The sequence below is a fragment of the Actinomycetospora aeridis genome (assembly GCF_037400275.1).
Lineage (GTDB): Bacteria > Actinomycetota > Actinomycetes > Mycobacteriales > Pseudonocardiaceae > Actinomycetospora > Actinomycetospora aeridis.
The window spans coordinates 672450-699278 of the sequence record NZ_JBBEGL010000003.1 but is presented as its reverse complement, the minus strand read 5'-3'; the positions used below and the strand labels follow the sequence as shown (position 1 = coordinate 699278).

General features: G+C 74.4%; 23 protein-coding genes. 9 read left to right on the top strand and 14 right to left on the bottom strand.

The genetic code is table 11. The features are described from left to right. Positions 1-186: 186 nt before the first annotated feature. Together WCD41_RS13880 and metH are read right to left on the bottom strand one after the other, a co-directional pair. A complete protein-coding gene (locus WCD41_RS13880; RefSeq protein ID WP_337714004.1) occupies positions 187-891 on the bottom strand; it encodes an HAD family hydrolase in 705 nt (234 codons plus the stop codon). After that, entirely contained in the window at positions 884-4429 is a 3546-nt protein-coding gene (gene metH / locus WCD41_RS13875) for a methionine synthase (RefSeq protein WP_337714003.1), read from the bottom strand. The genes WCD41_RS13880 and metH overlap by 8 nt, the downstream gene beginning before the upstream one ends. A gap of 185 nt (positions 4430-4614) precedes the next feature. Here metH and WCD41_RS13870 point away from each other — a divergent pair, with 185 nt between their 5' ends. Both WCD41_RS13870 and WCD41_RS13865 read left to right on the top strand, forming a co-directional pair. Then, the gene (locus WCD41_RS13870; protein ID WP_337714229.1) at positions 4615-5490 is read left to right on the top strand and encodes a PAC2 family protein; all 876 of its coding nucleotides are present in this window, start codon (positions 4615-4617) and stop codon (positions 5488-5490) included. Then, positions 5487-6626, top strand: a complete 1140-nt coding sequence (locus WCD41_RS13865; RefSeq protein ID WP_337714002.1) for an MFS transporter — start codon at positions 5487-5489, stop codon at positions 6624-6626. The genes WCD41_RS13870 and WCD41_RS13865 overlap by 4 nt, the downstream gene beginning before the upstream one ends. Here WCD41_RS13865 and WCD41_RS13860 read toward each other — a convergent pair. From WCD41_RS13860 to WCD41_RS13835, 6 genes are all read right to left on the bottom strand, one after another. Then, on the bottom strand, positions 6610-7773 hold the full coding sequence (locus tag WCD41_RS13860) for an MFS transporter (protein ID WP_337714001.1): 1164 nt from the start codon (positions 7771-7773) through the stop codon (positions 6610-6612). The genes WCD41_RS13865 and WCD41_RS13860 overlap by 17 nt on opposite strands. Beyond that, complete coding sequence (gene eccB / locus WCD41_RS13855; RefSeq protein WP_337714000.1) at positions 7770-9200, bottom strand: type VII secretion protein EccB; 1431 nt, start codon at positions 9198-9200, stop codon at positions 7770-7772. Before eccB ends, WCD41_RS13860 begins: the two co-directional genes overlap by 4 nt. A gap of 116 nt (positions 9201-9316) precedes the next feature. After that, on the bottom strand, positions 9317-9673 hold the full coding sequence (locus WCD41_RS13850) for a DUF2237 family protein (protein ID WP_337714228.1): 357 nt from the start codon (positions 9671-9673) through the stop codon (positions 9317-9319). 48 nt (positions 9674-9721) lie between these two features. Continuing rightward, entirely contained in the window at positions 9722-10972 is a 1251-nt protein-coding gene (gene mshC / locus WCD41_RS13845; protein ID WP_337713999.1) for a cysteine--1-D-myo-inosityl 2-amino-2-deoxy-alpha-D-glucopyranoside ligase, read from the bottom strand. A gap of 332 nt (positions 10973-11304) precedes the next feature. After that, the gene (locus tag WCD41_RS13840) at positions 11305-13287 is read right to left on the bottom strand and encodes a VWA domain-containing protein (protein WP_337713998.1); all 1983 of its coding nucleotides are present in this window, start codon (positions 13285-13287) and stop codon (positions 11305-11307) included. After that, the gene (locus tag WCD41_RS13835) at positions 13277-14722 is read right to left on the bottom strand and encodes an ATP-binding protein (RefSeq protein WP_337713997.1); all 1446 of its coding nucleotides are present in this window, start codon (positions 14720-14722) and stop codon (positions 13277-13279) included. The genes WCD41_RS13840 and WCD41_RS13835 overlap by 11 nt, the downstream gene beginning before the upstream one ends. Before the next feature lie 195 nt (positions 14723-14917). Between WCD41_RS13835 and WCD41_RS13830 the strand changes: the two genes are divergently transcribed. Then, positions 14918-15409, top strand: a complete 492-nt coding sequence (locus tag WCD41_RS13830; protein ID WP_337713996.1) for an excalibur calcium-binding domain-containing protein — start codon at positions 14918-14920, stop codon at positions 15407-15409. 116 nt (positions 15410-15525) lie between these two features. Next, on the top strand, positions 15526-16107 hold the full coding sequence (locus WCD41_RS13825; protein ID WP_337713995.1) for a class F sortase: 582 nt from the start codon (positions 15526-15528) through the stop codon (positions 16105-16107). Here WCD41_RS13825 and WCD41_RS13820 read toward each other — a convergent pair. Then, positions 16091-16705 carry a TetR/AcrR family transcriptional regulator gene (locus tag WCD41_RS13820; protein ID WP_337713994.1) on the bottom strand — a complete coding sequence of 205 codons (615 nt, stop codon included), beginning with the start codon at positions 16703-16705 and terminating at the stop codon, positions 16091-16093. The genes WCD41_RS13825 and WCD41_RS13820 overlap by 17 nt on opposite strands. A 113-nt stretch (positions 16706-16818) precedes the next feature. Between WCD41_RS13820 and WCD41_RS13815 the strand changes: the two genes are divergently transcribed. The 5 genes from WCD41_RS13815 to WCD41_RS13795 are packed head-to-tail and all read left to right on the top strand — an operon-like array spanning position 16819 to position 22345. Then, positions 16819-17967, top strand: coding sequence for an acyl-CoA dehydrogenase family protein (locus WCD41_RS13815; RefSeq protein WP_337713993.1), 1149 nt, complete (start codon positions 16819-16821; stop codon positions 17965-17967). A gap of 12 nt (positions 17968-17979) precedes the next feature. Continuing rightward, positions 17980-18726 (top strand): SDR family NAD(P)-dependent oxidoreductase, encoded by a 747-nt coding sequence (locus tag WCD41_RS13810; protein ID WP_337713992.1) that lies wholly within the window; start codon positions 17980-17982, stop codon positions 18724-18726. Then, positions 18726-19877 carry an acyl-CoA dehydrogenase family protein gene (locus tag WCD41_RS13805; RefSeq protein ID WP_337713991.1) on the top strand — a complete coding sequence of 384 codons (1152 nt, stop codon included), beginning with the start codon at positions 18726-18728 and terminating at the stop codon, positions 19875-19877. The genes WCD41_RS13810 and WCD41_RS13805 overlap by 1 nt, the downstream gene beginning before the upstream one ends. Positions 19878-19894: 17 nt before the next feature. Next, positions 19895-21529, top strand: a complete 1635-nt coding sequence (locus tag WCD41_RS13800) for a class I adenylate-forming enzyme family protein (protein ID WP_337713990.1) — start codon at positions 19895-19897, stop codon at positions 21527-21529. A 15-nt stretch (positions 21530-21544) separates the two neighbouring features. Beyond that, positions 21545-22345, top strand: coding sequence for an enoyl-CoA hydratase/isomerase family protein (locus tag WCD41_RS13795; protein ID WP_337713989.1), 801 nt, complete (start codon positions 21545-21547; stop codon positions 22343-22345). Here the strand turns inward: WCD41_RS13795 and WCD41_RS13790 are convergent. The 5 genes from WCD41_RS13790 to WCD41_RS13770 all read right to left on the bottom strand — a co-directional run bounded on the left by WCD41_RS13790 (position 22291) and on the right by WCD41_RS13770 (position 26813). Then, on the bottom strand, positions 22291-23580 hold the full coding sequence (locus WCD41_RS13790; RefSeq protein ID WP_337713988.1) for an MFS transporter: 1290 nt from the start codon (positions 23578-23580) through the stop codon (positions 22291-22293). The genes WCD41_RS13795 and WCD41_RS13790 overlap by 55 nt on opposite strands. Further along, on the bottom strand, positions 23577-24521 hold the full coding sequence (locus tag WCD41_RS13785; protein ID WP_337713987.1) for an MBL fold metallo-hydrolase: 945 nt from the start codon (positions 24519-24521) through the stop codon (positions 23577-23579). The genes WCD41_RS13790 and WCD41_RS13785 overlap by 4 nt, the downstream gene beginning before the upstream one ends. An 82-nt stretch (positions 24522-24603) precedes the next feature. Continuing rightward, entirely contained in the window at positions 24604-25437 is an 834-nt protein-coding gene (locus WCD41_RS13780) for an SCO1664 family protein (RefSeq protein WP_337713986.1), read from the bottom strand. A gap of 4 nt (positions 25438-25441) precedes the next feature. Further along, positions 25442-26011: a DUF3090 domain-containing protein gene (locus WCD41_RS13775; RefSeq protein WP_337713985.1), complete on the bottom strand. Its 570-nt coding sequence runs from the start codon at positions 26009-26011 to the stop codon at positions 25442-25444. Positions 26012-26081: 70 nt separating this feature from the next. Beyond that, positions 26082-26813: a histidine phosphatase family protein gene (locus WCD41_RS13770; RefSeq protein WP_337713984.1), complete on the bottom strand. Its 732-nt coding sequence runs from the start codon at positions 26811-26813 to the stop codon at positions 26082-26084. Between the last annotated feature and the right edge of the window lie 16 nt (positions 26814-26829).

The following is a 26829-nucleotide window of genomic DNA, read 5'->3' as shown; positions in this document are numbered from 1 at the left end:
GATCGGTCGCACACCACGGGATGGCCCCACTGTCGCGCGTCCTGCACCCGGCGCCGTCCCGGCTGCGCCCTCCGGGCTCCCGGACGCGCCGAACGGACGGTCGGGCGGGAGGACACGCCCACGAGCGGGTCCCGGTTCCCCCGTTCCGCCGTCGGGCCGCCGCGCCCCACCGTCGTTCCTGCGCGCTCAGTGCGCGCCGGCCCGCGTCCGGTGGTTACCGGACAGGCCGCTGCGCAGGGCCGCGCGGAGCTCGTCGACCGTGAGCCCGACCAGGCTCTCCCGCACCACGCGCCGCGTGCCGCCCGGCACGGGCACCTCGGACGGCACGACGAGGACGGTGGCGCCGGCGGCGACGGCCGAGCGGGTCCCGGTCGGTGAGTCCTCGACGGCCACGCAGTGCGCGGGGTCGACGCCGAGGAGCTCGGCCGCCCGCCGGTAGGGCGCCGGATCGGGCTTGGTGGCCGCGACCTCGTCGCCGCACACGGTGACGTCGAAGAAGTCGCGCCCGATGGTGTCGAGGGCGACCTCGGTGAGCCCGCGGTACGTGCTCGTCACGAGACCCGTCGGCAGTCCGGACGCCCGCACCGCGGTCAGCGCCTCCCGCGCGCCGGGGCGCCACGGGAGGTCGCGGGCGAACAGCACCTTGGTGCGCTCGAGGAGCCAGTCGCCGTCCGCGGCCACCGCGTCCCGGTCGTCGGGGTCGAGGCCGACCTCCGCGCGGATCGTCGACACCGAGCGCCGCAGCGACGAGCCCACGAGGTCGTCGCGGGTCGCCGCCGACAGCGTGCCGCCGAGGTGCCCGGCGAGATCGGCCAGGGACACGTCCCAGAGCCGCTCGGAGTCGACCAGCGTGCCGTCCATGTCCCACAGGACGGCCGCGAGGCTAGGCATTGAAGTACTTGGCCTCCGGGTGGTGCACGACGAGCGCGTCCGTGGACTGCTCGGGGTGCAGCTGGTCCTCGTCGGAGAGCTCCACGCCGATCCGGCTCGGGTCGAGCAGGTCGACGATCTTCGCGCGGTCCTCGACGTCCGGGCACGCGCCGTAGCCCAGCGAGAAGCGGGCGCCGCGGTAGCCGAGCTTGAAGTACTCGTGGACGTCCGCCGGGTCCTGGTCGGCCATGGTGGAGCCGTCGGCGAACGTCAGCTCCTCGCGTACGCGTCGGTGCCAGTACTCGGCGAGCGCCTCGGTGAGCTGCACGCCGAGGCCGTGGACCTCGAGGTAGTCGCGGTAGGAGTTCTCCGCGAACAGCTTGTTGGCGAAGTCCGCGATGGGCTGGCCCATCGTCACGAGGTTCATCGGCATGACGTCGACGCCGCCCAGCTCGCGGGCCTCGTCGCGCGTGCGGAAGAAGTCGGCGAGGCACAGACGACGGTCGCGCTTCTGGCGCGGGAAGGCGAAGCGGTGCAGCTCGCCCGCGTCCGGCTTGGCCTCGTCGAGGACGACGACCTCCTGGCCCTCGGAGATCACCGGGAAGTAGCCGGTGACGAGCGCCGCGTGGCTGGTGATGCCCTCGGACTGCAGCCGGTCGAGCCAGTAGCGCAGCCGCGGCCGGCCCTCGGTCTCGACGAGCTCGTCGTACGACGGCCCCTCGTCGCCCTTCTGGCCGCGCAGGCCCCACTGCCCGAAGAACGTGGCACGCTCGTCGAGCAGCGCCGCGAAGTCCTGCAGGCGCAGGCCGCGCACGACGCGGGTGCCCCAGAACGGCGGCGTCGGGACCTCGATGCGCCGCGCGACGTCGGAGATCGCGGTCGGGTCGAACGCCGGGTTCTCCTCGCCGGCCTCGGCCTCGCGCTTGGCCTTGATGCGCTCGGAGCGCTCGCGGCGCTCCTTGCGCTCGGCCATCTTCTCCTTCTCCTCGTCCGACGGGCCCTCGCCCGTCATGACGGAGTCCATGAGCTTGAGGCCCTCGAACGCGTCCTTCGCGTAGCGGACGTCGCCCTGGTAGAGCTCGCCGAGGTCGTTCTCGACGTAGGAGCGGGTGAGCGCCGCGCCGCCGAGCAGCACCGGGTACTGCTCGGCCACCCCGCGGTCGTTCATCTCCGCCAGGTTGTCCTTCATGACCACGGTGGACTTCACCAGCAGCCCGGACATCCCGATCGCGTCGACCTTGTTCTCCTCGGCGGCCTCGAGGATCGCGTTGATCGGCTGCTTGATGCCGATGTTGACGACGTCGTAGCCGTTGTTCGACAGGATGATGTCGACGAGGTTCTTGCCGATGTCGTGGACGTCGCCCTTGACCGTCGCCAGCAGGATCTTGCCCTTGCCGGAGTTGTCGGTCGCCTCCATGTGCGGCTCGAGGTGGGCCACGGCGGCCTTCATGACCTCGGCGCTCGCCAGCACGAACGGCAGCTGCATCTTGCCGGCGCCGAAGAGGTCGCCGACGACCTTCATGCCACCGAGCAGGTCGGTGTTGATGATCTCGAGCGGGTCCTTCTCCTGCATACCGGCGTCGAGGTCCTCCTCGAGCCCGTTGCGGTCACCGTCGATGATCCGCTGCGCGAGGCGCTCGAAGAGCGGCATCGCGGCGAGCTTCTCGGCGCGCTCGTCCTTGGCCGACTGCGCCGACACGCCCTCGAAGAGGTTCATGAAGTGCTGCAGCGGGTCGTGCTTCTCGCGACGGTCGTAGACCAGGTCGAGCGCGGCCTCGCGCTGCTCCTCGTCGATCTGCGAGAACGGCAGGATCTTGCTGGCGTTGAGGATCGCGGTGTCGAGACCGGCGTCGGTGCACTCGTTGAGGAACACCGAGTTGAGCACCTGGCGGGCGGCCGGGTTGAGGCCGAAGGAGATGTTCGACAGACCCAGCGTGGTCTGGACCTGCGGGTAGCGCTCCTTGAGCTGCTTGATCGCGTTGATCGTCTCGATGCCGTCCTTGCGGACCTCCTCCTGGCCGGTGGAGATCGGGAAGGTCAGGCAGTCGATGATGATGTCCTCGACCCGCATGCCCCAGTTCTCGGTCAGGTCCTCGATGAGGCGGAACGCCACGCGGGTCTTCCACTCCGCGGTGCGGGCCTGGCCCTCCTCGTCGATGCAGAGGCCGACCACGGCGGCGCCGTGCTCGTGCACCAGCCGCATGATCTTCTGGAACCGCGAGTCGGGGCCGTCGCCGTCCTCGTAGTTCACCGAGTTGATCGCCGAGCGCCCGCCGAGCTGCTCCAGCCCGGCCTCGAGGACCTCGGGCTCGGTGGAGTCGAGCACCACGGGCAGCGTCGAGGCGGTCGAGACGTCGTGGGCGAGGCGGTCCATGTCCGCGACGCCGTCGCGGCCGACGTAGTCGATGCAGAGGTCCATCCAGTGCGCGCCCTCGCGGGTCTGCGCCTTGGCGATCTCCACGCACTTCTCGTAGTCGTCCTCGACCATCGCCTCGCGGAACGCCTTGGAGCCGTTGGCGTTCGAGCGCTCGCCGATCATCAGCAGCCCCGTCTCCTGCCGGAACGGCACGGAGTGGTACATCGACGAGATGCCGGGCTCGGGCTGCGGGTCGCGCTCGGTGGGCGTCAGGTCGCGGCACTTCTCGGCCAGCGCCCGGATGTGGTCGTTCGTCGTGCCGCAGCAGCCGCCGACGAGCTGCAGGCCGTAGTCGGTGATGAACGAGGCGCAGTAGTCGGCCAGCTCGTCGGGCTGCAGCGGGTACTCGGGGCCGTTCGGGCCGAGCTCGGGCAGGCCGGCGTTGGGCATGACGGAGACCGGGATGCGGCTCTGGCGGCTCAGGGCGCGCAGGTGCTCGCTCATCTCGGCCGGGCCGGTGGCGCAGTTGAGGCCGATCGCGTCGATGCCCAGCGGCTCGAGCGCGGTGAGCGCCGCGGTGATCTCGGAGCCGACCAGCATCGTGCCGGTGAGCTCGACGGTGACGTGGCAGACCACCGGGACGCGATTGCCGTACTGCTCCATCGCGCGGAACGCGCCGAGGATGGCGGCCTTCGACTGCAGCAGGTCCTGACAGGTCTCGACGAGGATCGCGTCGGCGCCGCCCTCGAGCTGGCCGAGCACCGACTCGATGTAGGCGTCGCGCAGCTGCGCGAAGGGTGCGTGGCCGAGCGTCGGCAGCTTGGTGCCGGGACCGTTGGAGCCGAACACGAAGCGCGGGCGCTCGGACGTGGCGTACTCGTCGGCGGCCTGACGCGCGATCTTCGTGCCCTCGAGCGAGAGCTCGCGGATGCGGTCGGCGATGTCGTACTCGTTGAGGTTCGGCCAGTTCGTGCCGAAGGTGTTGCTCGTGACGATGTCGGCGCCGGCCTCCAGGTGGCCCTGGTGCACGGCGAGCACGGCGTCGGGGCGCGAGACGTTCAGGATCTCGTTGCAGCCCTCGAGCTGCTGGAAATCGTCGAGCGAGAGGTCCTGGTCCTGCAGTGCCGTTCCCATGGCACCATCGCCGATGAGTACCCGGGAGTGCAGAGCGGACAGGAAAGCAGACTCACTCGAAGTAGTCATCACACGATCGTAACGTGATCGAGGAGCAGTGCCGGGCGCACTGCGAGCCTCGTCACGACACGTAGGCTGTCCGGGTGTCCGTGCCCGACGACGCCCCCGACGAGCCCGTCCCCGCCGCAGAAGCCCCTTCCGAAGCCCCCTCCGCGGACCCGGAAGCGGGGAGCAAGGATCCCGCCGCGCCGGTGATGCTCGCGGCGTTCGAGGGCTGGAACGACGCCGGTGACGCGGCGAGCACGGCCGTCGAGCACCTCTCGCTGCACTGGGACGCCACCGAGCTCTCGGCCATCGACCCGGACGACTACTACGACTTCCAGGTCTCCCGGCCGACCATGCGCCTGGTCGACGGGGTCAGCCGCGCCATCGACTGGCCCACCACGCGCCTCACCCGCTGCCGCCCGCCGGGCTCGGCCCAGGACCTCGTGCTGGTGCGCGGCATCGAGCCGAACATGCGCTGGCGCGCGTTCTGCGCCGAGATCATCGAGCACGCCCGCGAGCTGGGCGTCGGCACGGTGATCACGCTCGGCGCCCTGCTGGCCGACACGCCGCACACCCGGCCCGTGCCGGTCACCGGCACCTCCTTCGACAAGGCGTCGGCCGCCCGCTACCGGTTGCAGCGCTCCCGCTACCAGGGCCCGACGGGCATCGTCGGGGTGCTGCAGGACGCCTGCGTGCAGGCCGGCATCCCGGCCATCTCGTTCTGGGCCGCCGTGCCGCACTACGTCTCGCAGCCCCCGGCGCCGAAGGCCACGATCGCCCTGCTGCAGCGCGTCGAGGAGGTCCTCGACGTCGAGGTGCCCCTGGGCGGGCTGCCCGAGCAGGCCGAGAAGTGGGAGCGCACGGTCTCGGAGATGGCCGACGAGGACGACGAGGTGCGCGAGTACGTCAAGGCGCTCGAGGAGGCCGGCGACGCCGAGACCGACCTCGAGGAGGCGTCGGGCGAGGAGATCGCCGCCGACTTCGAGCGCTACCTGCGCCGCCGCGGACCCGGCGGCGGGCCGCCCGGACCCGGGGGCACCGCCGGCGGCCCGCCCGGGCCCGGCAAGGGTCCCTGGGAGCGGTGAGCTCGGCCGCACCGGCCCGGTCCGGCCTCGACCGCCTCCGGGTCGGGGCGCTCTACGCCGGCGGGTTCCTCGGACCGTTCGGCGGCGGCATCACCGCCTCGATGCTGCCCGAGCTCGGCGCCGACCTCGGGCTCTCCCCGTCCGCGGCGTCCGCGTCGCTGACGGCCTACCTGCTGCCCTTCGCGCTCCTCATGCTGGTGTCCGGGACGCTCGGCCAGCGCTGGGGCGCGCGGCGCACCGTCCGGGTCGCCTACGTGGCCTACGTGGCGTTCTCCCTGCTCGCCGCCGTGGCCGGCGTGGGGTGGCTGTTCCTGGCCGCCCGGGCGCTGCAGGGCGCGGCGAACGCGTTCACCACGCCGCTGCTGCTCGCGTCGCTGGCCGCCGCCACGCCCCCGGAGCGCCTCGGCCGCTCGCTCGGCGTCATGGGCTCGCTGCAGGCCGCGGGGATGACCTTCGCGCCGCTCGTCGGCGGGCTCGCCGCCAGCCTGGACTGGCGCGGCGCGTTCGTGGGCGTGGCCGTCGTCGCCGCGCTGCTCGCCGTGGCGGGGCTGCCTGCGGACCCGCCCGGCGACCCGTCCGGCGCCCCGCCCGCCCGCCCGCGCCTGCGGGACGCCTGGCGCCCCCCGGTGCTGCGGCTCGCCCTCGTGGCGGGGCTGGCGTGGGGCGCGCTCGGCGGGCTGTCGTTCCTCGTCGCGCTGCGCGTCGAGGACGCCTTCACCGTGGGCGCGGCGCTGCGCGGGGCCCTGCTGACCGGCTTCGGCATCTGCGGGCTGCTGACGGCGCGCCTCGTCGGGGCCGGCGTCGACCGTTTCGGGCCGGGTGTGACGGTGCGCGCCGGCGCGGTGGCGGGCGCGGTGCTGGTCGCGGCGGTCGGCGTGCTGCCGTCGGTCGTCGCGGTCGCCGCGGTGTGGGCCCTCGCGGGCGCGGCCGCCCAGCTCGTGCTCGTCGGCGTCAACACCCTCGTCCTGCGCGGCGACACCGCCGGCGGGGTCTCGGTGGTGCAGGCCGGGCGGTTCCTCGGCGCCGCGGCCGCGCCGGCGGTGTTCCTCGCGCCCTACCACCTGTCCCCCGTTGCCGGCTTCGGTCTCGCCGGCGTCGTGCTGCTCGCGGCCGCGGTGCTCAGCCCGCGCCGCTGAGCCGGCGCGCGCCGGGCAGCGCGAGCGCGGCGGCCGCGACGGCCGAGACGATCGCGAGCCCCGCGAGCGGACCGGTGAGGCTGCCGTCGCCCGCGAGGGCCGAGAGCAGGTAGGGCACCCCGAAACCGAGGTAGGCGCAGGCGTAGAAGGTGCCGGTGAGCGCGCCGCGCTCGCTGGGCAGGGCGAGCCCCGCGACCAGCGCGAGCCCCGAGGCGAGACAGAGCCCGTAGCCCGCGCCGAGCAGCAGGGACACGCCGAGCAGCAGCGGCCAGGCCTCCAGCACGAGGGCGAGCAGGGCGAGCCCGAGCCCCGCCGCCCCGAGGCCCAGCCCCACCGGACCCGCCCACGACGCGCCGAGGCGGCGCTGCAGCGGCGGGACCAGTGCCCCCGTCGACAGCGTCACCCCGGCGACGATCCCCGCGACCGCCACCGCGATGCCGGGCATCTGCGGGGTGAGCAGCAGCGGCAGCACGGTCGCCGCGGTGGACGGGAAGGCGAACACCCCGAGCGCGATCGGCACGACGACCAGGACGAACGGGCGCGCCGTGCCGGCCGGGACGCCGAGGTTCACCAGGGGGCCACCGGCGCGTGGGGCTGCGAGGGTCTCCGGGATGCCGGACAGCAGCGCGATCGCCCCGATCATCAGCGCGACGTGCACGAGGTAGGGCAGCACGGTCGGCAGCACCACCCACTGCCCCATCAGCCCGGCGACCAGCGGCCCGCCCGCCCAGCCGGCCGCGAGCGCGATGGTGGTCAGGCGCGCCGAGCGCCCCGGCTCGCCGACGAGCTCGCCCAGCCAGGCCGTGCCCACGCTGAACACCACCCCGGACACCGCGCCCTGCAGGAACCGCCCGAGGAACAGCACGAGCACCGACGACCCCGCCGCGAGGAACAGGACCGAGACCAGCCCGGCGAGCACGACGAAGGGCACGACCACCGGCCGGCGTCCGAGGCGGTCGGAGGCGGGCCCGGAGAGCAGCAGGGCCGGGATGAGCCCGGCGGCGTAGACCCCGAAGGCGGCGGTGAGCGTCGTCGGCGCGAGCCCGAGCGTCTCGCGGTAGACGAGCAGCAGCGGCGTCGGGACGTTGGTGCCGAAGGCGACGACGAGCACCACCGTCCACAGCGCCGGGACCGGGGCGCGTCTCACCGGGCGGCCTGGGCCGCGAGGGGGTCGAGGGCCGGGCCGCGCGGGAGGAGATCGAGCACGGACCGGGGCGCGGGGCGCGGCACGCCCAGCCCGAGGGCCGACGCGGCGGCGGGATCGGGGACCGCGAACACACGCCCGCCGGGGTCGACGAGCGCGGCGGGTCCCCCGGGCGTCACGACGTAGGTGCCGCCGCCGGCGACCCAGGCGCCGTCCAGCGGCGGCCCGGCGAGCGGCGTCGGCGCGGCCGGTCCGGGCAGGGACGCTGCGGCGAACACGGTGGCGGCGCCCGAGACGTCGGGGCGCACGCAGACCGTCGTGGCGGCGTCGTAGGTGACCGGGCGCGGGAACGTCGCCGGGTAGGCGTCGGCGTCGACGACGGTGACGCGCGGGGCGTCGGCGAGCCGCCCGGCCGGCACCGCCGCGATGCCGGGGTCGGCGGCCGGGTCCGGGTTGGCGAAGCGCGCGAGCTGGGCGACGACGGGCGGCACCTCCTGCACCCCGCCGGCGGCCACGAGGAAGAAGCGCGCCCCGTCGGGGCTGACCACGGAGCCGACGGTGACGCCGAGCGCGGCGGTGCGGGGCTCGGTCGGCGTGGTGCCGGTGCCGGGCACGGTGACCGGCTCGAGCGCCGGGGCCTGCGGGAGCGTGCCCAGCAGGGCGGGGCTCGCGACCCGGGCGCGGGCACCGGTGAGCTCGAGCCCCCGGACGACCGCGCCCGCCTGCGGTGTGATCAGCGCGCGCCGGCCGCCGGTGACCAGCCAGAACGTGCCGTCCGGGCTGCGCAGGAGCAGCGCCTCGTCCGGGGCGAGCGGGCGTCCCGGCGCCGGCAGGCCGCCGAGCACCACCGTCGTCAGGGCGGGGTCGGCGCTCGGGTCGGGCACCGAGGGGTCGAGGACCGCGCGGTCGCAGACGGCCCACGCGTCGGGGATCGGGGCGCCCGGGTCCGGCAGCACCGACGGCGCGCCGGGGATCCCGGCGGGCGCCGTGCGCGGCGCCTCGGCGAGGGCGTCGTCGCGGACGGGGACCGGCGGGTCGAGCAGGCCGCCGTCCCCCGGCGTGTTGCCGGCCGCGGCGGCGAGCAGCCGGGCCGAGGTCAGGTTGAGGGCGGGGACGAGGCGGTCCGGCCCGTGCGCCACGGCGTAGAGCGCGCCGGAGGGCTCGCCGCGCACGACGGCCTCGTCGCGCCAGCCCTCGTCGCCGCGCACGAGCCCGACGACCGCGAACCCGACGAGCGCGAGCACCCCCAGCACGGCGCCGACCAGCAGCGCGCGGTGCTGCCGGCGCCCCGGGTCGTGTCGCGGCGTGGGGTCGCGGCCCACCAGCGCGGACTCGAGCCTGCGCACCGCGAACCGGTGCGCCTGGACCTGCGTCGCGGTGGGCGGCGGGAGACGCAGCGCTCCCGGGCGCGACCCCTCGTCCGACGACACAGCGCGATGCCTACCGCATCAGCGCGCCGCGTGTGGGCCGATCCGCGGCAGCGAACGGCACCTCCGGCAGGCCGCGGTACCCGTTGATCATGCGCACCGTGCCTCCCCGCCCGGGCCTACTGCGTGACGCGGTGCGCCTCCAGGTCGGCGAGGTCGACCCACTCGAGCGTGCGGGCGTGGGTGGCCTCGAGCACGACGGGCGGGGCCACGCCGGCGTCGAACGCCTCCTTCCACCGGCTCGCGCACAGGCACCACCGGTCGCCGGGCGTCAGGCCCGGGAACTGCGGGGCGGGGCGGGTGAGGTCGTTGCCGCGGGACGCGCTGAACTCGAGGAACTCCGCGGTGACGCGGGCGCACACGGTGTGCACGCCCGCGTCGTCGGGACCGGTCTCGCAGCACCCGTCGCGGTAGAAGCCGGTGACGGGGTCGTGACTGCAGTCGGCGAGCTCGCCGCCGAGGACGTTGCGGGCCATGGTGTCCACGTACCCGCGCACGGCCCCTCCCAGCGCCCACCGCAGCGCCTACCGCAGCGGCACACCGAGCAGCGCGTCGACGGCGTCGGCGACCCGGGCGGGGCCGTCGGGGGTCCAGCCGGTGCTCTCCCGACGGCCGAGGACCTCGTCGGCCCAGGCGTCGAGCGCGGCGAGCGCCCCGGGGGTGTCGAGGTCGTCGGCGAGGTGGGCACGCACCCGGGCGATCGTGTCCTCCGGGTCCGGGCCGGTCGGCGACGCGGCGGCCTCGCGCCAGCGGTGCAGGCGCGCCTGCCCGCCGGTGAGCAGCTCCGCGGTCCACGACCGGTCGGTGCGCCAGTGCCCGGACAGCAGGGCGAGGCGCACCGCCATGGGGTCGACGCGGTCGGCGCGCAGGCGGGAGACGAAGACGAGGTTGCCCTTGGACTTCGACATCTTCTCGCCGTCGAGCCCGATCATCCCGGCGTGGCAGTAGTGCCGCGCCAGCGGGTGCGCGCCGGTGAGGGCCTCGGCGTGCGCGGAGCCGAACTCGTGGTGAGGGAAGGCGAGGTCGGAGCCCCCGCCCTGCAGGTCGTACTGGTCGCCGAGGCGGTTCAGGGCGATCGCGGCGCACTCGACGTGCCAGCCGGGCCGACCCTCGCCGAGGTCGGAGCCCCAGGACGGCTCGCCCTCGCGGGCCATGCGCCAGAGCAGGGCGTCGAGGGGGTGGCGCTTGCCGGCCCGCTCCGGGTCGCCGCCGCGCTGGGGGAAGACCTCGAGCATGCGCGCCTCGGAGTAGCGCGAGACGTAGCCGAAGTCCCGGGTGGCGGTGTGGTCGTGGTAGACGTCCGGGAACTCGTCGTCGTCGGCGCGGTAGGCCGCGCCGCTGGCCAGGAGCTTGCCGACCAGCTCGCTGATCTCGTCGACGGCCTCGACGGCGCCGATGAACTCCCGCGGCGGGAGGATCCGCAGCGCCGTCATGTCCTCGCGGAACAGCGCGGTCTCGCGCATCCCGAGGACCACCCAGTCGTCCTTGTCGCGGTCCGCGCGCTCGAGCAGCGGGTCGTCGATGTCGGTGACGTTCTGGACGTAGTGGACGTCGTGGCCCGCGTCGCGCCAGAGCCGGTTGATCAGGTCGAACGCCAGGTAGGTGGCGGCGTGCCCGAGGTGGGTGGCGTCGTAGGGGGTGATGCCGCAGACGTACATCCGCGCCGTGGACCCCGGCGAGGTCGGCCGGACGCTGTCGCTCGCGGTGTCGTGCAGGCGCAGCGGGGGCGGGCTTCCGGGGACCCGCGGGATGTCGACCGATGACCAGGCTCGCATGGTCACGAGCCTAAGCCCGCCGCGGCGAAGAATCCGGTGCCCGTGGCGAACCGCTCGCGCGTGCGTGGCGAACGCCGGGTGGAACCCCGGCCGGGTCGTGTCAGCGGGGAAGCCGTGGGCGAGCACGGCGTCCCCGCACGGGATGACGGACCCGGCCGGGGTGGCCGAGAGCCGCGGGGGGGATCGGCTCCAGCCACCATCGAGCGTACGCGGTGTCGCCCCCCGTGGTCGTGACGCCCGAGTGCGCACACTTCGTTCCCCCGGTCAGGGTCTTCGCTCGTCGGCCGATGCGCTCAGCGTCATCATCTGGGCACTATCCACGGAACGACAGCTCAGCGACGACGCCGGCTCGCGAGGTAGTCGCTGACGACCGCAGCGCCCAGCCCGTCGAGGTCGGGATTCACCACGCGTCCCCCCGCCCGCCGGGCCACGAGGTCCACGAACGCCTCCAGCCGCGGGTCCTCCCCGAGCATGAAGACCGTCATCGCCGCGTTCAGCCGCGCGAGCGCGTCGACCTCCCCGAGCGTCGCCCGGAGGGTCTCCGGGCTCGGCGGGTAGTCGAACGCGGCATGACCGTCGGGCTCGAGGTGCGCGGTCGGCTCGCCGTCGGTGACCACCAGGACGACCGGTGCCGCGTCGGCGTTCTTGCGCAGGTGCCGCCCCGCGAGCAGCAGCGCGTGGTGCAGGTTGGTGCCCTGCTCCCACGCCCCCTCCAGCGCGGTCAGCTCCCCCAGCTCGACCTCCTTGGCGTGCCGCCCGAAGGTGATCAGCTGCAGGTCGTCGCCCCGGAACCGCGTCGACACCAGGTGGTGCAGCGCCAGCGCGGTGCGCTTCATCGGCACCCACCGGCCGTCGGCCACCATCGACCACGAGGTGTCGACGCACAGCGCCACCGCGGCGCGGGTGCGCTGCTCGGTCTCGACGATCTCGACGTCGGTGACGTCGAGGGCGCGCCGGTCACCGGAGGCGTGCCGCATCTCGGCGTTGAGCAGGGTCCGGGACACGTCCCACTGCTCCGTGTCCCCGAACGCCCACGGCCGCGTGGCGCCGGTGGCCTCGCCGGCCGCGCCGGAGCGCTGCGTCTCCCGCTCCCCGCGCCGGGTGGACAGCGAGCCGACGACGTCGCGCAGCGACGACTGGCCGAGTTGGCGCAGCGCCTTCGGCGAGAGCATGAGCGACCCGTCGGCCGCCCGCTGGAAGACGCCCTGCCGTTCGAGCTCGCGCTGGAGCTCGGCGAGGCGCTGGGCGTCGACGCGGGCCTGCTCGCCGAGGGTCGCCTCGAGCGCCTCGAGGTCGATGTCCTCCATGCGCGCGCCCGGGTAGGACTGCGAGAGCTGCTCGGCGAGGGCGTCCATCTGCCCGAGCTCCTCCATGGCCCGGGTCGCCTCGCCCATGCCCATGGGGTTCTCGCCCCGGAAGCGCCCGCGCCCCTGCCAGTCCTCGCCGGGCCGCAGCCCCTGCAGCTGCTGGTCGAGACGCCCCAGCTGCTCGGCGAGGCGCTGGTCGCCGAAGGCCTGCTGCATGAGGCCCTCGAGCTCGGCGCGCTGCTCGGCGGACAGCGAGTTCATCATCCGCTGGGCGGCCGCCGAGCGTTCCGCGAGCAGGTCGATCAGCTCGTCGGTGGTCTGCGGGTTCTCCGGGAAGTACTGCCCGTGCTTGCCCATGAACTCGCGGAACTGGTCCGTCGTGTCCTCGCCGCGACCGTGCGCCTCGAGCAGGTCGTTCAGGTCCGAGATCATCTCCCGGACGGCCTCGACGTCCTCGGGCGTGGCGTTCTCCATCGCCTGCTTCATGCCCTGGAAGCGCTGGTCGAGCGCCTCCCGGCCGAGCAGGTCACGGATCTGCTCGTAGGCCTGGCGCGCCTCGGCGTTGCGCCAGTCGTAGTCCTCGAGCTCGCGCACCGCGCCCGCCGGCGACGGGGGCAGCGCGTCGAGCTGCATCTCGCGGAACCGCGCGTCGTCGGACTCCTCCGCCTGCAGCGAGTTGCGCTCCGCCTCGAGCGCCTGCTCGAGCAGCTCGCGGACCTCCTGCAGCGTGCCGTCGAGCCGGTGGGTGCGCTGCAGACGGCTGCGGCGCTCGTTGAGCCGGCGCATGAGGTCGTCGAGACCCCGCTGCTCACCGAGCCCGCGGCGCATCAGCTCCTCCATCGCCCGCCGCGGCGACGTGCCCTCCATGACGTCGCGGCCGAGCTCGTCCATGGCCGAGCGCAGGTCGAACGGCGGGGCGAGCGGGTCGGGACCGTCGTAGTACCGCCCGTAGGAGTAGCGCCCGCTGGCCGGGCCCTGCCCCTCCGGGCCGGTGGGATCAGCCGCCATAGGCCACCGTCCCCGCGTCCTCGTCGTCGTCCTTGGCCAGCTTGCGGGTCAGGTAGAGGTGCTCGAGGGCCAGCTCGACCGCGCTGGCCAGCGGCCCCGGGGCCTCGGTGCCCGCGGCGCCGAGGCGTTCGGCCACCGTGTAGACCACCGAGATCGACGGCAGCGCGTCGACCACCTGCCGGGCGGCGACGCGGTCGCCGGTGACCACCCGGCGGTCGCCCTCGAGGGCGGAGACGCCGTCGGCGAGCGGGGCCAGGTCGACCCCGGCGAGCCGGGCGCGGGCCGTCTCGCTGATCGAGCGGCGGAGCAGGTGGGTGAGCAGCTCGGCCTCGCGGCCCTCCTCCCCCGACTCGAACTCGAGCTTGCCGCGCAGCACCGGCGGCACCGACTCGAGATCGACGGGACGTGCCACGGCGGCGTCCTCGCCGGTGACGGCGGCGCGGCGCAGCGCGGCGGCCGCGACGGTCTCGGCGGCGGCGATCGTGAAGCGCGCGGACACGCCGCTGCGCTGGTCGACCGCGCCGGACTGGCGCAGGTGGCGGGTGAATCGGGCGAGGACCTCGACGAGGTGGTCGGGCACCTCGGCGACGAGCTGGGCCTCCTGGCGGACCAGGGCGACCTCGCCGGCGACCTCGAGCGGGTAGTGGGTGCGGACCTCGGCGCCGAAACGGTCCTTGAGCGGGGTGATGATCCGCCCGCGGTTGGTGTAGTCCTCGGGGTTGGCGCTGGCCACGAGCATGATGTCCAGCGGCAGGCGCAGCGTGTAGCCGCGCACCTGGATGTCGCGCTCCTCCATGACGTTGAGCAGCGCGACCTGGATGCGCTCGGCGAGGTCGGGCAGCTCGTTGATCGTCACGATGCCGCGGTGGGCGCGGGGCACGAGGCCGAAGTGGATGGTCTCCGGGTCGCCGAGGCTGCGGCCCTCGGCCACCTTGACGGGGTCGACGTCGCCGATGAGGTCGGCGACGGAGGTGTCCGGCGTCGCCAGCTTCTCGGCGTAGCGCTCGTCGCGGTGGCGCCAGCTGATCGGCAGGTCGTCGCCCAGCTCGGCGGCGCGGCGCCTGCTCGCCGGGATGATCGGTTCGGCCGGGTGCTCGCCGAGCTCGGAGCCCGCGATCACGGGCGTCCACTCGTCGAGCAGGTTCACGAGACTGCGCAGGAGCCGGGTCTTGCCCTGACCACGCTCGCCGAGCAGCACCACGTCGTGGCCGGCGAGCACCGCGCGCTCGAACTGGGGCAGCACGGTGCGGTCGAACCCGACGATCCCCGGCCAGGGGTCCACCCCGTCCCGCAGACGGGACAGCAGGTTGTCGCGCAGCTCGGCCCGCACGCTGCGGGCCGCCGCCGCCGGGTGGCCGCTGCGGGCCAGCTCGCCGGCGGTGGTGGGGAGACCGGAGGGAACGGTGGGAACGGAGGGAGCAGCAGAAGAGCTCACCTCTCCACGCTACGTCGCGCGACGGGATCCGGCTCCCCGCTTCTGCTGTGCGTGAACGGGAGCCGGAAACCGCGTTCCCCCGAAGGTGTCGCCCGACGCGCCGTCACGCTGCGTGTGGTTTGAACACTCACTGGAGTTGACTGCGTCACGTTCCTCCCGCGCGGGGCGGGAGGGTCGTGGGTGATCGGAGAGATCATGCAGCGATCCCGTCGGTTCGTGGCGGCGGCCGGTGTGTCGGCCGTCCTCCTGCTCGGGACGGCCGGTCCGGCGCTCGCCGCGCCGTCCGTGTACTACGCCAACTGCAGCGAGGCCTTCGCCGCCGGCGCGCAGAACATCCCGGCGGGCACGCCGGGCTACCGGCCCGCCCTGGACCGGGACGACGACGGCTTCGCCTGCGACCAGGGCGACCCGGCCAACGCGGCCGGGGCCGAGACGGTCGCCGACGACACCGGTGACGCCGGTGATACCGACGACTCCGGCGGGACCCAGGTCAGCCTGATCCCCGTCGGGGCCGCGCCGACCGGCGACGGGTCGACCGCCGCCCTCGTCGAGATCCCGGCCGACTCCCCCGTCGCCTCCTCGGTGCTGTGGTGGACCGGCGGCGGGGCGGTGCTGATGCTGATCGGCACCCTGCGCTCGCGGCAGGTGTCGTCGCGGGGGTCGTCGCGGATGTCGTCGCGGCGGTGAACCGGCACCGTCGCCGAGGACCACGGAGCGAGGGCGTCCCCGGGTGCGTCGCACGCACGCGGGGACTCCCTCGCCCGTCCGGTCCCGCCCCGTCGCTCGGGATCCGCGCCCTGGCCGTGCTCGCCTTCGTGCTCAGCGCGGTCTGCGCCGCCATGGGGGTCGCGACGGCGACGAGCGGGTCGGGGGTCGACCCCTGCCCGCCGGTCGCCGCGCCGTGGCGGCCCGACCCGGCGCCCCTGGCGGCGGCCGAGCCGGTCGCGATCACCGTCGACCGCATCGACGCCTGCTCCTCGCTCGTCCCGGTCGGCGTCGACGCCGGGCGGCGCATCGCGGTGCCGTCGGTGCACACCCCGGAGCAGGCCGCCTGGTACCGCCACGGGCCCACGCCCGGCGAGCGCGGCCCGGCGGTGGTGGTCGGGCACGTCGACGGGGACGGCAGGCGCGGGGTCTTCGCCGACCTCGCCGACGCCACCGCGGGTGACCGGATCACCGTCACCCGCCGCGACGGGTCGATCGCCGTGTTCACGGTGACCGGCACCGTGCAGGTCTCGAAGAACTGGTTCCCGACCCGCGACGTCTACGGGGACACCGCCGGCGCCGAGCTGCGGCTGATCACCTGCGGCGGCGCGCTGGACGCGAGCGGGCACTCCTACGAGGACAACGTGATCGTCTACGCGGCGCTCACGGGCCGGGGTTGAGGGCCACCAGCTTCATCAACGTGTCGGCCAGCTCGTCGAAGGCGCGCTCCTGCTCGTCGTCGGCGAGGCCGGCGCACCACAGTGGCGCCTGGCTCATCGCCGCGTGCATGGCCTGCAGCGTGGTCGAGGTCGCGACGACCGCGAACTCGCCGCGCTCGAGGCCGTCGACGAGGACCGCGCGGAACACCTGGTCGTGACGCCGCCGCATCTCCGTGATGCGGGTGCGCAGGGCGTCGGGCCAGGTGCGCGGCACGAGGAAGAGGCGCAGTGCGGCCGGGTACTCGCGGACGGCGATCACGACGTGCGCACGGATCAGTGCCCGCAGGCGGGTCGCGGCGTCGCCCTCCACGGCCCCGGCCATCGCCTCCAGCCGCCCGGTCCAGTCGTCGCCGAGGGTCTCGATGGCGGCCGTGGCGAGCTGGTCCTTGCCGGCGAAGTAGTAGTAGAGCGACCCCTTGGTGACGTCGAGACGCTCGGCGACGTCCTCCAGGTTGACCGCGTCGTAGCCGCGCTCGCCGAACAGCTCGGCGGCGACCGCGAGGATCTGCTCGACCCGCCGGCCCCGCTTGCGCTCGACGCGGCTGACGGGCTCGTCCATGACCACCAGCATGAGCGTGACTGACTCGTGAGTCAAATTTCGACTCCATCTGTTGACTCCGGAGTCAAAGTTTGCCAGCGTCGTCGACATCCGACACGGAGCGGAGACCGACGATGGACTTCGAGCTCACGGCCGCCCAGGGCGACCTGCGCGACCGGGCGCGGGCGCTGGCGACGGGGCACCTGCTCCCCGGCTACGCCGAGCGCGAGCGCGCCGGGCGCATCGAGCCGGACCTGCGCCGCGAGATCGGGCGCCAGGGGCTGATCGCCCCCGAGCTGCCCGCCGACCTCGGCGGCGGCGGGCACGACCGCGTCGCCGCGGGCGTCGTCACCGAGGAGATCGCCCGCGGCGACATCAACGTCGCGTACCTGCAGGTCGTGGGCTCGCTGGTCGGGGCGGTGCTGGCCCGCAACGCCCCGGCCGCGCTCGCGCAGGAGTGGGTGCCGCGGATCTGCTCCGGCGAGGAGATCGTGGGCATCGGGCTCACCGAGCCGCACGCGGGATCCGACGCCGGGGTGCCCCGGTTGACGGCGACACGCGACGGGAGCGACTGGGTCCTCGACGGCGTCAAGTCGCTCTCGTTCGCCGGCGACGCCGCCGCAGTCGTCGTGTTCGCCCGCACCGGGCCCTCGGAGCAGCGCGGCCGCGACATCAGCGCGTTCCTCGTGCCCCTCGACCGGCCGGGCGTCACCCGCGAGCCCTACCCGGACATGGGGACGACGGCCGTGGCGCGCGGCGCCGCGCACCTCGACGGTGTCCGCGTCCCCGCCGACCACCTCATCGGCGCCGAGGGCCGCGGGTTCGTCCAGGTCATGCAGGGGTTCGACTTCAGCCGCGCGCTCATCGGCCTGCAGTGCCTCGGCGCCGCGGAGCAGAGCGTCGAGGAGACCTGGGCCTACGCCAGCGGGCGTGAGGCGTTCGGCCGTCCGCTCTCGACCAACCAGGGCGTGGCCTTCCCGCTGGCCGAGGCCGAGACGCTGCTCGCGGCCGCACGCCTGCTCTGCCTGGAGACGCTGTGGCTCGGCGACCGAGGCCGGCCGCACACGGACAAGGCCGCGATGTGCAAGTGGTGGGCCCCGAAGACGGCCCACGACGTCATCACCCAGTGCCTGCTGCTGCACGGCCAGTACGGCTACCGCACCGAGCTGCCGTTCGCGCAGCGCCTGCGCGACGTGCTCGGCCTGCAGATCGGTGACGGCACCGCCCAGATCATGAAGCTCGTCGTCGCCCGCGACCGTCTCGGTCGCGAGCTGGCGCCATGAGGAGGATCCGCTGTGGGACGCCTGGACCAGAAGATCGCGATCGTGACCGGCGCCGGCCGGGGCATCGGCCGCGGCATCGCCGAGAAGCTCGCCGCCGAGGGCGCCACCGTGGTGGCCACGGACGTCGACGGGGACACCGCCCGGGACACCGCGACCGCCCTCGGGGGCGGCGCGGTCGGGCTGACCACCGACGTCGCGGACCGCGCGTCGGTCGAGGAGACGGTCGCCGAGGTCCGCGCGCGGTTCGGCCGCATCGACGTCCTCGTCAACAACGCCGGTTGGGACCGCGCCGGACCGTTCGTCGACTCCGACCCGGCCGACTGGGACAAGGTCATCAAGATCAACCTCTACGGCGTGCTGCACACCTCGAAGGCCGTGCTGCCGATCATGGCTGAGCAGGGCGGCGGGCGCGTGGTCAACCTCGCCTCCGACGCGGGCCGGGTCGGGTCCTCCGGAGAGGCCGTGTACTCGGCGGCCAAGGGCGGGGTCATCGCGTTCACCAAGACCTGCGCCCGCGAGATGGCCCGCCACCAGATCGGCGTCAACTGCGTGTGCCCCGGCCCGACCGACACCGCGCTGTTCGCCGACTTCGCGGGGGACAACCCCAAGCTCCGCGAGGCGCTGACCAAGGCGATCCCGCTGCGCCGCCTCGCCCAGCCCGAGGACCTCGCGGGCGCCGTCGCGTTCCTCGCCTCCGACGAGGCCGCCTACATCACCGGCCAGACGCTGTCGGTCAGCGGCGGATTGTCGATGAGCTGATGACGACCTCCGCAGCGCCCGACCTCCTCGCCCTCGACGACCTCCTCTCCCCCGCCGAGATCGCCTGGCGCGACACCGTGCGGTCCTTCGTGGACGCCGAGATCCGCCCGCACGTCGCGCGCTGGTACGACGACGCGCACTTCCCCCGCGAGATCGCCCCGAAGATGGGCGCGCTGGGCGTCCTGGGCATGCACGTCGCGGGCCGGTCGGCCGTCGAGTACGGGCTGGCCGCGATGGAGCTCGAGGCCGGCGACTCGGGCCTGCGCACGTTCGCCTCGGTGCAGGGGTCGCTCGCGATGACCGCGATCCACGCGTTCGGCTCCGACGAGCACCGGGAGCGCTGGCTGCCGGGGATGGCGGCCGGCGAGCTGATCGGCTGCTTCGGGCTCACCGAGCCCGGCGCGGGCAGCGACCCCGGGTCGATGGCGACGCGTGCCGAGCGCACGGCGGACGGGTGGGTGCTGCGCGGCGTCAAGCGCTGGATCGGCCTGGCCACGCTCGCCGACGTCGCCGTCATCTGGGCACGCGCCGAGGAGGGCGTCCGGGGCTTCGTCGTCCCCACCGGCACCCCGGGGTTCACCGCCGTGCCGATCGGGCCGAAGCTCGGCATGCGGGCCTCGGTGCAGGCCGAGATCACGCTGGACGCCGTCGCGCTGCCCGAGGACGCGGCGCTGCCCGGGGTCGTCGGCCTGCGGGGCCCGTTCACGTGCCTCGACGAGGCGCGCTACGGGATCCTCTGGGGCGCGATGGGCGCCGCGCGGGACGCGTACGAGGCCGCGCTGGCGCACGCGCTGGACCGCGAGCAGTTCGGCTCGCCGATCGCGGGGTTCCAGCTCACCCAGCAGAAGCTCGTCGACATGGTGCTGGAGATCCAGAAGGGCACGCTGGTCGCGCTGCGCACCGGGCGGCGCAAGGACGCCGGCACGCTCCCGGCCGCACAGATCTCCCTCGGCAAGCTCAACAACGTCCGCGAGGCGCTCGCCGTGTGCCGATCGGCCCGCACGATCCTCGGCGGCGACGGCCTCACCCTCGAGCACTCCCCGATGCGCCACGCCGCGAACCTCGAGGGCGTGCGCACCTACGAGGGCACCGACGAGGTCCACACCCTGATCCTGGGCCGCGCCCTCACCGGCGTCCCGGCCTTCCGCTGAGTCCCGAGGAGGTTCCGATGACCTTCACCTACGACCCGACCGCCTACCGGACGTACGTCGAGCACGCGTTCACCTACCTCGCGGGCTTCCGCCGCAACGTCCACCGCTACGCCCGCCGGACCGCGATGACCGACCCGGCGACCGGGCAGCGCTGGACCTACGCCGAGCTCGGGGCCCGCGTCGACGCGCTGGCCGCGGGGCTCGTCCGGGCGGGCGTCGGCCCCGGCGACGTGGTGGTGTACCAGCTGTTCAACTCCCCCGCGTTCGCCGAGCTCTACCTCGCGACGCAGGCCTGCGGGGCCGTCGGCGCGCCGGTGAACTTCCGGCTGGCCGCCGGCGAGACCGCGCACGTGCTCGACGACAGCGAGCCCACGGTGCTCGTGTACGACACCGCCCTGGGAACGACCGTCGCCGACGCCCTCGAGCGTGCCCGCCACCGGCCCGCCCTGCTCGTCGCCGCCGGCGAGGGCGAGCCGCTCCCGGACGCGATCCGCCTCGAGGACCTCGTCGTGCCCGGCGGCACCCCGTCCGCCGTCGACCGCACCGTCTGGGACGAGACCACGCGGCTCTACACCTCGGGCACGACCGGCATGCCCAAGGGCGTGCCCATGAACAGCCTCGTGGAGGTGTTCAGCGCCCACGACGTGATCATGCACTTCCCGCTCGCGCCCGAGGACCGGACGCTGAACATGACGCCGTGGTTCCACCGCGGCGGGCTCTACTCGGGCGGCCCGAACCCGGTGTTCTACCTGGGCGCCGAGGTCGTCCCGCTGCGCGCGTTCGACCCCGACCGGGTCCTCGACCTGGTCGCCGAGCACGGGCTGACCTACCTGATCGGGGCGCCGACCAACCTCGCGATGCTCGCCCGCGCCCAGAGCGAGCGGGCCCGCGACCTCGCGACGCTGCGCGGCATCGTGACCATGGGCGCCCCGCTCGAACGGGAGGCGTGCCTGCGCTACCAGGAGCTGCTCACCCCACGGATCTTCAACGGCTTCGGCACCACCGAGTCGTTCTGGAACACCTTCCTGCGGCCCACCGACCTGCCCGACCACGCGGGCGCCGCCGGGCGCGCGTGCACCGACGACGACGTCATGGTGGTCGGCGTCGGGGCGGGGCCGGACGAGCCCGTCGCGCAGGACGGCACCGAGGTCGGCGAGGTGATCATCCGTTCCCCGAAGGCCGGCTACGCCTACGTCAACTCCCCCGAGCAGGAGGCGGCGAAGTTCCACGACGGGTGGATCCACGTCGGGGACCTCGCCACGTGGGACGCCGACGAGTACGTGACGATCGTGGGCCGCAAGGACGACATGCTGATCTCCGGCGGGGAGAACGTGCACCCGGTCCAGGTCGAGGAGGCCCTCAACGAGCACGCCGGCGTGGCCGACTCCCTCGTGGTGGGCGTCCCCGACGAGCGCTGGGGCGAGCGCGTCGTCGCCTTCGTCGTCCGCGAGGACGCCGACCTGACCGCCGCGGACTGCGAGGCGCACTGTCGCGGCCACGCCATGCTCGCGCCGTACAAGCGGCCGCGGGCCTACCGGTTCGTCGACGCGCTGCCGCTCACGGCGACCGGGAAGAAGATTCACTACCGGGCCCGGGCACAGGCGATCGAGGACGACGCCGCGGGCCTGTTCGAGACCGTCCGTACCACCTGATCGAGGAGTGTCGACGTGTCCTTCGAGGGCTACGAGCAGCTGATCTTCGAGCGCCGTGAGCACGGCGTCCTGCTGATCACCATCAACCGACCCGACAAGTACAACGCCGCCGACGAGGGGCTCCACGGCGAGCTCGCCCGCGTGTGGCGCGACGTGAACGACGACGAGCAGACCCGCGTCGCGGTGATCACCGGGGCGGGGAAGGCCTTCTCGGCGGGCGGTGACCTCGCGATGGTCGAGCGGATGGCCGGCAACTACGACGGCGTCCAGCACATGCTGCGCGAGATGTCCGACCTGGTCTACAACATCATCGACTGCGACAAGCCGATCGTCTCGGCGATCAACGGGGTCGCGGTCGGGGCGGGCGTGGTCGTCGCCCTGCTCGCGGACGTCGCGATCGCCGCCGAGGACGCCAAGCTCGGTGACGGGCACGTCAAGCTCGGCGTCGCGGCGGGCGACCACGCCGCGATCATCTGGCCGCTGCTCGCGGGCATGGCCAAGGCGCGCTACTACCTGCTCACCGGCGAGATGGTCACCGGCGCCGAGGCCGAGCGCCTCGGCATGGTGGCCAAGGCCCTGCCCCGCGACGAGGTTCTCGACGAGGCCCTGCGCGTCGCCGACACCCTCGGCACCGGCTCCCAGCAGGCCATCCGCCTGACCAAGCGCAGCCTGAACAACTGGCTGCGCAGCGCCGGCCCGACCTTCGACCAGTCGGCGGCCTACGAGATGCTGACCTTCTTGGGCCCCGACGTCGTCGAGGGCTACACCGCCCTGCGCGAGAAGCGGGCCCCGCGCTTCCCGTCGGCGGCGGACTGACCGCGCACGCGCTTCGCCGAGCGCGCGATCCCCAGCAGCGCGACCAGCCACACCGGCACCTGGACGAGCATCGCGGCGCGGAAGGCGTCGAGCGTGTAGGCGTCCGGGGTGCCCGCGCCCTGCAGGTCCAGCACGACGCCGACCAGCAGGACGACCGCGACGGTCGAGACGAAGCCGCCGACGTTGACGATCCCGGAGGCCCGCCCGATGCGCTGCGGGGGGACGGCGGCGCGGGCGATGTCGAAGGCGACCAGCGAGGCCGGCCCGCCGCCCCCGAGCACGACGACGTGCAGCGCGAGCAGCGCCAGGGGCGCCGGGCCGGGCCAGGCGAGCACGACGAGCCACGACGCGGCCTGGGCGACGGTGCTGACGACGATCAGGCGGACCCGCCGGTGCGGGAACCGCCCGGCCAGGGTGCCGAGCAGCGGGCCGATCGCGATGCCGGCGACGACGTAGAGGGCGAGCAGCCCGCGCGCGGTGCCACCGGCGAGGCCCTCGCCCCCGGTGAGGAACGGGAAGCCCCAGAGCAGCCCGAACACGTTGCCGGGGAACGGGGCGGCGAGGTGGCACCAGAAGGCGAGCTTCACCCCGGGCTCCCGCAGCGCCGCCCCCAGTCCCCCGGCGACCGCGGGACCTGCGGGGGCACTGCTGCCGGCCGGGCCGTCACGCACCACCGCGACCACGAGCACGGCGACGAGCACCGCGGTGCCGCCGGCCGCGAGGTAGGCCGGTGTCCACCCCGTGCCGACGACGAGCGCGGCGAGCGGGACCGCCGAGATCACCTGCCCGAGCTGGCCGAGGATGCCGGCGAGCTGGTTGTAGAGCGGCACCCGCCGCGCGGGGAACCACGACGGGATGAGGCGCAGGACGCTGACGAAGGTCACCGCGTCGCCGGCCCCGACGAGCATGCGCCCGGCGACGGCCAACCAGAACGGGGCGGCGAGCGCGAGGACGACCTGCCCGGCGGCGACGAGCACGGCGCCGCCGGCGATCACCCGGCGCGGTCCGACGCGGTCGACGAGCACGCCGGCCGGGATCTGGAGCGCCGCGTAGACGGCGAGCTGGACCACCGCGAGCAGCGAGAGCACGCCGGAGGAGACGTCGAAGCGCTCGGCGGCGGTGACGCCGGTGGCCGCGAGCGACGACCGGCCGAGGACCGCGGCGACGTAGGCGAGGACGGCGACGCCCCAGACGACCAGCGCCTGTCCGGACCGGCGCGGGGGAACCACGGTCACAGGACCCGCGTCCCCCCGACGGGCAGGTCCCACAGGTCGGCGCGGTCGCGCCCGGCGCGGACCCACTCCTCGCGGACCCGCTCCAGCGGCTCGAGCACCGGCTCACCGGAGACCACGAACGTGCCCCAGTGGATCGGGACGAGGTGGCGCGCCCCGAGGTCGCCGGCCGCCCGGACGGCCTCGGCCGGGTCCATGTGCACGCTGCGCAGCAGGCGTCGCGGCGCGTAGGCGCCGACGGGGAGCACCGCGACCCGGATGTCCCGGTGGCGCGCGCCGATGCGCGCCGGGAACGGGCCGTAGCCGGTGTCGCCGGCGTGGAGCACGCTGCGGCCGTCGGCACCCGTGACCACCCAGCCGCCCCAGAGCCGCCGGCAGGTGTCGAACGGGGTGCGCCGCGACCAGTGGTGGGCGGGGACGAACTCGATCCGGACCCCGCCGACCTCGACGTCCTCCCACCAGTCCAGCTCGGTGACGTCGCTGAACCCGCGGCGGGCGAACCAGGGGGCGCTGCCGCCCCCGACGAGCACCGGTGTCGAGCGCGGCAGGCGCCGCAGCGTGGGGGCGTCGAGGTGGTCGTAGTGGTCGTGGCTGATCAGCACGGCGTCGAGGTCCGGGAGCTGCTCGGGCGTCAGCGCCGGCGCCGTGAGACGCCGCCGCGCCCCGGGGATGCCGCCGGCGAGCACGGGGTCGACCAGCAGCGTCACGTCGTCGACGTGCAGCAGCACCGACGCGTGCCCCAGCCAGGTGACCGCGATCCGGCCCGGCCCGACGGGCGTCGGGTGCGGGTCCGCGGCCACCACCGGGATCCGCGAGCCGTCGCGCTCGGCGGCGGGCGGGAAGGTGCGGAAGAGCTCCCACGCCTCGAGCAGGTTGAGCAGGTCGGCGGTGCGGCGGTGGTGGAAGTCGCGCGGCCAGCGCGGATCGCGGCGTGCGAACAGCACGGCGGTGGCACCTCGGATCGGGGCTATGTGAGCACTTTCCGGGCCTATGGGCCCGGAAAGTGCTCACATGGGGCGGGGCGGGCTAGAAGGCGGGCCACGGGATCGGGGGCCACCGGCCGCCGGGTGAGGGGAGCTCGTCGGCGTCGAGGAGGCGCGAGACCCGGGAACGCAGCGCGGTGACCTCGGCGCGGGTGATGTGGTCGTGCAGGGTGTCGTTCAGCCCGGCGGCGTTGCCGGGCGAGAGCGCCGCGCGCAGCCGGCGCAGGCCGTCCCGCACGTCGTCGGTGAGCGGCTCGCCCACCCAGCCCCACAGCACGGTGCGCAGCTTCTCCTCGCGGTGCAGGCAGATGCCGTGGTCGACGCCGTAGACGCCGCCGTCGAGGCCCGCGAGGACGTGGCCGCCCTTGCGGTCGGCGTTGTTGACGACGACGTCGAGCGCGGCCATGCGACGCAGGGCCGGGTCGTCGGCGTGGACCAGCAGCGCGGGGTCGCCGTCCATGCCGCGGGCGCGCAGCACCGTGCGCCAGCCCTTCCCGACGTCCTTCGGCGAGAGAATGTCGACCAGCTCGCGCTCGTCGTCGGTCTCGATCCAGCGCTGCACCATGCCAGGCCCGAACGGGCCGTCGCGCAGCACGGTCGGCGGGACGACCCCGAACCCCGCGGCCTCGCTGACGAGGAAGGTCGACACCTCGCGGCCGGCGAGCGTGCCGTCCGGGAAGTCCCAGAGCGGGCGCTCGCCGCGCACCGGCTTGTAGACGCAGCGCTCCTCGACGCCGTTGGTGGCGATGGAGCACAGCAGCGTGGTGTTCGAGGCCTCGGTGAGCCGCCCCTCCACCTCGATGCGGCCGTGGAGCAGCAGCTCCAGGGCGTGCGCGGTGGTGTCCGACCGTCCGTTGCCCTGCGTCTCCCGGTCCACGCGCCTACTCAGGGGTCGTCACGCGGCGGTAGCCGTTCTGGCGGGGGCACACGTGCCCGGCGGCGTCGAGCGGCCCGGTGCACAGGGGGCACAGGCGGCGTCCGGCGCCGACGACCCGCTCGGCCCGCGTCGCGAACGCCCGCGCCCCGGCGGGCGAGAGGAAGACGCGCAGCGCGTCGGGACCCTCGTCGGTGTCGTCGAGGACGACCGACTCGTCGACCTCCTCCTCGGTGACCGCGAGCAGCTCGACGACGACGTTGCGGGACTCGGCGTCCCAGCCCAGGCCCATCGTGCCGACGCGGAACTCCTCCTCCACCGGGACCTCGAGCGGCGAGGTGTCGACCTCGTCCTCGGGCACGGTGACGGGCACGTCGGCGCCGAAGCGGCGCGAGACCTCCTCGAGCAGGGTGCCGATCCGCTCGGAGAGCACCGAGACCTGCTGCTTCTCGAGCAGCACGCTCACCTTCCGGGCCTGCTCGGTGGCCTGGAGGTAGAAGGAGCGCTCGCCGGGCTGCCCGACGGTGCCGGCGACGAACCGGTCGGGCTGGCGGAAGACGTGGATCACCCTGGGCATGACATCTCGATCGTAGGACTCCGGGCAGGGCGCCGCTGGAGGACGGTGTCCTCTGGCGTCGGCGGAAGCTTCATGCTACTCCCGTCGACCCCCCGACGGTGGCCTCCGCGGGGACGGCGTCGTCCGCCGGCGGCTGCTCCTGGTCACCGTCCCCGCCCTCGGCCTCCGGCTTCGGGACCAGCGCGGACAGGTCGCCGCCGGTGTCGTTGACGCGGACGACGAACGGGCGCGTCGGCGTGTAGCTGATCACGCTCACCGAGCACGGGTCGACGACGATCCGCTGGAACGAGTCCAGGTGCAGCCCCAGGGCGTCGGCCACCGCGGCCTTGATCACATCACCGTGGCTGCACGCCACCCACAGGGCCTTCTCGCCGTGCTCGGCGCCGATGCGCGCGGCGTGGCGGCGGATGGCGGCGACGGCCCGGGCCTGCATGCCGGCGAGGCCCTCCCCGCCCGGGAAGACCGCGGCCGAGGGGTGGGCCTGGACCACCTTCCAGAGGTCCTCCTTGCCCAGCTCGCCGAGCTTGCGTCCCGTCCAGTCGCCGTAGTCGACCTCGGAGAGGTCCTCCTCGACGGTCGGCTCGATCCCGCGGGCGGCGAGCAGCGGCGCGAGGGTCTCGCGGCAGCGCTGCAGCGGGGACGTCACCGCCGCGGCGAGGGGGAGCTCGGCGAGCCGGTCGACGAGCTTCTCGGCCTGGCCGCGCCCGTGGTCGTCGAGGCCGACGCCGGGCGTGCGACCGGCCAGCACCCCCGAGACGTTGGCCGTGGACCGGCCGTGTCGCAGCAGGATCACCGTCGTCACACGGACGACCCTACGT